Source organism: Maricaulis sp. D1M11 (assembly GCF_047308265.1).
Classification (GTDB): domain Bacteria; phylum Pseudomonadota; class Alphaproteobacteria; order Caulobacterales; family Maricaulaceae; genus Maricaulis.
Genome location: NZ_JBKQWY010000009.1, coordinates 1 through 4,334, shown reverse-complemented (window position 1 = coordinate 4,334; position 4,334 = coordinate 1). Strand labels below are relative to the sequence as shown.

Here is a 4,334-nt window from a genome sequence, read left to right as displayed (position 1 = left end):
CAAAACACAAAAACCCCCGAGCACTCCATTGTGGTCGGGGGTTTTTCGTACGTTCACCCGTGTCAGCTCCGACAGTCTCACGCCAGCAAAACCGGCCCGTTTGAGCCTGCTGGACCTGGAGGCCCTTCCAGACTGTCTAAGGAAGCTGGAATGGGCTCATCCGTTCACGATGGTTGATGGGGCAAGACACACGACCGGATCCTCTGACCGCATCGTCAGCATGGTCATGTGGGTGATGACGGCGGGATCATCTATAAAAACGGCCCCCGGGAGTGCCGGAGGCCGTGGTTGGCGGCCGAGGGGAGGGATGCCGCCAGGAGGTTGAGGTCTCGGGTTTCGGGCAGTTCGTGTCAGGCCGCCGCGATCTGACGCAAGAGGTCTTCTATGTCTTCGCGCATACGCGTTGTTTCCGCATTCATCGCTTCGGCAGCCGCGTTGACCTGGTCAGCGGCGTTGCGCGTGTCCTGGGCCGTTGCCGAGACCGTATGGGCCGACTGTGTGGTCGCCTGGGTACCGTCCGCAGCGCTCTGGGCATTACGACTGATCTCTGCCGTTGCCGCGCCCTGTTCTTCGACGGCGGCTGCGATGGCCGCGGTTGTGGTTTCCGCTTCGGCCATGGAGGCACTGATCCGTTCAATGGCCGTCACGGCATCGCGGGTCGAGGCCTGGACCGCTTCGATCTGGGCGGTGATTTCCGTAATGGCGCCCGTGGTCTGGTTAGCGAGTGTCTTGACCTCTGAGGCGACGACGGCAAATCCCTTGCCGGCCTCGCCGGCGCGCGCTGCCTCGATTGTCGCGTTCAGGGCGAGAAGATTGGTCTGTTCGGCGATGTCCGAGATCAAGTTGACCACCGTTCCGATTTTCTGACCTGACTCATTCAGGGCCAGAACCTTGGCATTGGTTTCCTCGGTCATGCGCGCCGTATCCGCGACCGTGGTCGATGTGGAAGCGACATTGGACATGATCTCCCGGATGGATGCTGACAATTCCTCTGACGCTGCTGCTACCGTTTGCACATTGCCTGACGTGTCCTGGGATTGTGTCTCGGCCTGACGGGCTTCACTCAACGTGGTCTGCGTCGCATGGTCCAGGGACGTGGCGGCCGCATGAAGACTATCGACATTGACGCTCACGGCCTGGATCTGGCGCTGACTGGTCTCGCGAAAGGCTTCAATCAGCGCATCCACACGCTCCTGACGGGCCAGGCGGGCGGCTTGCTCCTCCTTGCTGCGTCCTTCCAGCTGACGGCGCTCCAGCAGGCCCTCACGGAAGGTTTCGACCCGTCGCGCCATACGACCGATCTCGTCTCCGCGGTCATGGCCGGGGATCGGATCGTCCATCTCTCCGTCGGCAAGGCGGGTCATGCGCTCGCCCAGCTGGGATAGCGGGTGAAGAATGGACCGGGTCATCAAGAGGATGATGGCGCTCAATACTCCGCCCACGATCAGCAGCAGGAGCGCGGACTGTATGAGCTGCCGGACCAGCATCGCATTGAGGTCGTCAATATAGACACCCGTTCCCACGATCCAGTTCCACCCCGCGTGACGTGCCACATAAGTGGTCTTGGGGGCCGGGGCCGTCTCGCCGGCCTTGGGCCACATATAGTTCACCTGTCCGGACGATTGGGTGCGTACAGCGGCAACCATGTCCGAGAACAGATTGACCCCGTTGGGGTCCTCAACACCGGATACGTCCTGGCCGTTCAGATCGGGCCGGAACGGGTGCATGATCAAGACGGTGTGTGTGTCGAGGATGAAGAGATATTCGGCGCCGCGATAGCGCATATCCTCGATCAGGCCAGCCGCACGGGTTTGAGCGGTGTCCAGGCTGATCTCTCCGGCGGCGGCGCGCGCGGCTTCGCGATCGATCAGCGAGAGCGCGGTTTCAACAATGCTTTGCAGCTCGGTTTGCCGCTGGGCCCGGGCGTCCTGATAAGCGCTCCACGCATCAAAGCTCAAGAGGGCGAAAAGCACGCAAACAACACTCGCCAGGATGGCGATCATTTTGGTCTTGATCGTGAGGGCCGAAAACATGGGTCAGGCTCCTGATTGGGTGATGTCCTTGGGTCTATTCGCCACAGGCCTCGTGGCGACAGGGTTAATAAAATCAGTCTCGTGAGGAGACTTTAGTCTAAGGTCGCAAAACCCGTTGATGATCAGAGGATTAGGAAATTCGTTCCGGATCATATCTTATGCGGGGCACGGATCCGGCGCGATACTGTGCTCGACCAGCCCCCGTCCGGGCTTGAGGGCGACTCAGCGGGAGGTGGCGTGTGCGGTGGCCGGTCTGACAGGTCTGAGGTGCAGAGCCTCGCGCACCATCTGCTCCACCGTCTCCCGCCTCATTGGCGGCATAAAGCAACCATGAAGGATTATTTTTCTTGTTGCATCAAAGAGTTGAACTGAAGGCGACCGGTTGTATTCTGCCCGCTTCTATCTGAGTGGGGACAAGATGACAGTTAAGTACCTTTCTTTTGCAGCTCTGGCAGGGCTGGCAGCGTGTGCGACTCCGGTCGCGTACAATCCGATCCTGCCGCATGACGGGGTGATGAATCCGGTTGATACCCTGGTTGTGAGTGCCAGCGGTGCGGACGAACCGGCTGTGGCGCTGGACATGCCGGTGGACTATGGCGCCATTCAGAACCAGGCGAATGTCGCCGCCTATTCCAATCCGGCTGTCTCGCCTGGAGCGGGAGCGGCCGGTGGTCTTGTTGCTGTACTCATTATCGCGGCTGTTGATGCCAGCATTGATGCTCACCGCAATGGCCGGATCAATGATCTGTTGGACGAGGCCGGTTTTGATGCTGAGGGTGTTTTCAATACAGCCCTTGAAGACGCTCTGACGGCGCGCGGTTATACGATCGTGACACAGCAGGACACGGGCGAAACGGGTGAGGCGGACGCTGTTCTCACCGTCTCTGTTGATGGCTATGGCTATCAACTGGCCTCTGTCACGGGGTGGGTGCCGATGGTCAATCTCAGCGTGAACATGACCTCGCCGTCCGGTGACGTGCTGATCGCCGACCGTGTGCGCGTGGGTCAACCCAGCCAGGTCAGTTCGCCCAACCCCTATCTGGTGCCGCCCGAAATCCGTGTCGCACTGAATGATGAGCGCTATTATTTCGAAACCGTGGACGAGCTTGTTGACGAGACACCGGAGATCGCGCTTCGGGGGCTGGAGTTCAGCCTGGAACAGGCGGCTATTGCGGCCGCTGATCTTGTTGTGCGTGATTGAGGGGAGATGACGCCATGAATTATCGTACCTTGTCCATTCTGGTCCCCGTGCTCGCCGCGACAGCGTGTGCAGCTCCGGCTCCGGCTCCTGTTCCTCTTGCCGTTCTGGACTATGCGCCCCAGGTCGAATGCACGTCGGCTTATGATGTCTCCATGGCCGTATCCCTGGAGCTCGAGACCGAGGTGAGCGATGCGGCTGCCAGCAGTCTGCTCAATAACACCAGCCTGTGTATCCAGGGGGAGGGCGAAGCGGCGCGGCCCTATTCCGTGTTTGCGCTGTCCTCCAAGCCCAATGCGGTGTCTTACCTCGTCGGGGCCTCCCTCGGCCGGGCGCGGATCATTCCTGCCCGGGTCGACGTGCTGGATGCCGAAGGTCAGATCACCCGGAGCTATGGCACGGATGATCTGCACATGCGGCACACAATCCACGGCGTGTTCATCCGGCCCAGACCCGATGAAGCCTATGTTGTGGTGTCCCTCGAACCCGAACATATCGGCGGTTCTCTGGCGTTGAGCGTCATGGATCCGCTTTATCCGGGATCCGAGGAGGGATCGATCACATCGTTGGAATACTCCTACGAAGGTGACGCCGTGGCGCGGGTCTATTTTGAGGCTCCCTAAACCAGCCGTATGACCGGACAGGCCCCATGATCCCGCGCGCGGCGGGGTTATGGGCGTCCTGAAACAGGTTTTCTGGCACCGGATCCGCAGTCCGGCGGTCGCTGCAAGGGTGTCGCTGACATCGAACTGAAATAAATCCGTACAGAGCGCAGCTGGGCTGTTGACCCACACCGGCTCCCGGCGTACTTACCCGCCTCCCGAGCGGAACAGACCTCCGCGACGGACACCCTGATGCGGGGTGGAGCAGCCCGGTAGCTCGTCAGGCTCATAACCTGAAGGTCGCAGGTTCAAATCCTGCCCCCGCACCCAAGTTAGACCCCGTCAGGCTCGCCTGGCGGGGTTTTGTCTGACTTAGACCCTGTCTGTCTCAAACCTTGACCCCCTCAGATCGACGGCACCACGCGCTGGCATTTCACCGTGTCCAGCACGAAGACGGTCTGGAAATCGCGCACGCTCTCATAGATGGCCAGGCGTTTGAGA

The 4,334-nt window shown here is 60.5% G+C and carries 3 protein-coding genes and 1 tRNA gene; 3 read left to right on the top strand and 1 reads right to left on the bottom strand.

The window, feature by feature from the left end; translation table 11 throughout:
- Positions 1-350: 350 nt before the first annotated feature.
- On the bottom strand, positions 351-2,033 hold the full coding sequence (locus RMQ97_RS13675) for a methyl-accepting chemotaxis protein (RefSeq protein WP_413661455.1): 1,683 nt from the start codon (positions 2,031-2,033) through the stop codon (positions 351-353).
- Positions 2,034-2,451: 418 nt separating this feature from the next.
- Here RMQ97_RS13675 and RMQ97_RS13670 point away from each other — a divergent pair, with 418 nt between their 5' ends.
- From RMQ97_RS13670 to RMQ97_RS13660, 3 genes are all read left to right on the top strand, one after another.
- Positions 2,452-3,234 (top strand): hypothetical protein, encoded by a 783-nt coding sequence (locus tag RMQ97_RS13670; protein ID WP_413661454.1) that lies wholly within the window; start codon positions 2,452-2,454, stop codon positions 3,232-3,234.
- 14 nt (positions 3,235-3,248) lie between these two features.
- Positions 3,249-3,854 carry a hypothetical protein gene (locus RMQ97_RS13665; protein ID WP_413661453.1) on the top strand — a complete coding sequence of 202 codons (606 nt, stop codon included), beginning with the start codon at positions 3,249-3,251 and terminating at the stop codon, positions 3,852-3,854.
- Positions 3,855-4,086: 232 nt separating this feature from the next.
- A tRNA-Met gene (locus tag RMQ97_RS13660) sits at positions 4,087-4,163 on the top strand.
- Positions 4,164-4,334 lie beyond the last annotated feature (171 nt).